Source organism: Endozoicomonas sp. SESOKO3, assembly GCF_024606255.1.
In genome coordinates this window covers 1-1,409 of record NZ_JAHHPR010000157.1, presented here as the reverse complement: position 1 = coordinate 1,409, position 1,409 = coordinate 1, and the positions used below count along the sequence as shown (strand labels likewise).

1 protein-coding gene is annotated in these 1,409 nt (G+C 46.4%); it reads right to left on the bottom strand.

Translation table 11 applies throughout. The features are described 5' to 3' along the window. Positions 1 to 1,409: hypothetical protein (locus tag KDK18_RS02665; RefSeq protein ID WP_257253004.1), on the bottom strand; the 1,409-nt coding region annotated here is incomplete at both ends.

Here is a 1,409-nt window from a genome sequence, read left to right as displayed (position 1 = left end):
TACAGCCCGGGCACGGCTGGCATCCAGAAAACGCAGCTGATCATCCTTTGTTAAGTTTTTCAGGATTTCCCAGTAGAGCCTTTTCATATAGTCGTGTTTCAGCACCCCCGACAATAGTTGCAACTGGGCTGAGTACTGTTCCCACAGACTTTTGTCCGGCAATGACTTCAGCCGCTTGGCGAAATAGACAAAACGCGATCTGTATTCATTGGCAGAAAACAGAACCATTGCCTTATTTAACACGTGCAAAGGCACGGCTTTAGTCGAATGATGCCACAAAAAATCCCGGTCTTGTCCACTGGCGTGAAGGAAACGTTCGACGCCTTTCCCTCCATAAGAAGAAAGAAGCCTTATCAATGATTCCAGCATCAGAAAAGCTTTGGTATTTTCATGGAATTGATGAAACTGTTTTAAAATCGCCCAGTTTAATAACCAGTCTGGCTTAAGGGTGGAAAGATAAAGAGCAACCGTTTTTATCTGGCGATTGGAATTATCATTCTCTTCATTCTCTGAATCGCTATTGTATTCGTCGTCCTCTTTACTATCTGAATCACTTTTATCTTCAGTAAGTTCTGTTAACAGCCACTGTTTTAGTTGTGTTTCCTGATGTTGCAGCGCTTCGATGTCAGGTAGCCCTTCTGCTGTCCAGAGCCTGGTCATAGTTTGCAGGAGTCGATGATTGAGCGCACCCCCGCAACTTGTCCAGACCATCATTTTTTTCAATCGCTCATGGCTGGGAACGCTTTTGCCATGATTCATGGACGAGAAGGCGTGGAACAGTTCCATATTGAACTCGCCATCCATCTCTTTCCATTCAGGCCAGTCCAGCACCTCTTTTACATCATCATGTTTGAGTATGCCGTGACCATTATTGATGGAGGAGAAGGAGCGGAAGAGCTCAATATTGAACCTGCCATTCTTGTCTTTCCATTCCGGCCAATCCAGTACCTCTTTCACTTCCTCATGTTTAAGCATGCCCCTGTTGCAATTCATGGACGAGAAGGCGCGGAGCAGCTCAATGTTGAACTTGCCATCCTTGTCATTCCATTCAGGCCAGTCCAGCACCTCTTTTACTTCCTCATGTTTTGGCATGCCTTTACAGCTGTTCATCGATGAGAAAGCGCGGAACAGTTTTATACTGAACACACCATCCCTGTCTTTCCATTCTGGCCAGCTCAGCACCTCTTTCACTTGCTCATGTTTGGGCACGCCTTTGCCATGATTAATAGACGAGAAGGAGCGGAACAACTCCATAATGAACTCGCCATCCTTGTCTTTCCATTCCGGCCAGCCCGGCATTTCTTTCACTTCCTTATGTTTGGGCATGCCTTTGCCATTATTCATGGATGAGAAGGAGCGGAACAGCTCCATGCTGAACTCGCCATCCTTGTCTTTCCATTCCGGCCAGC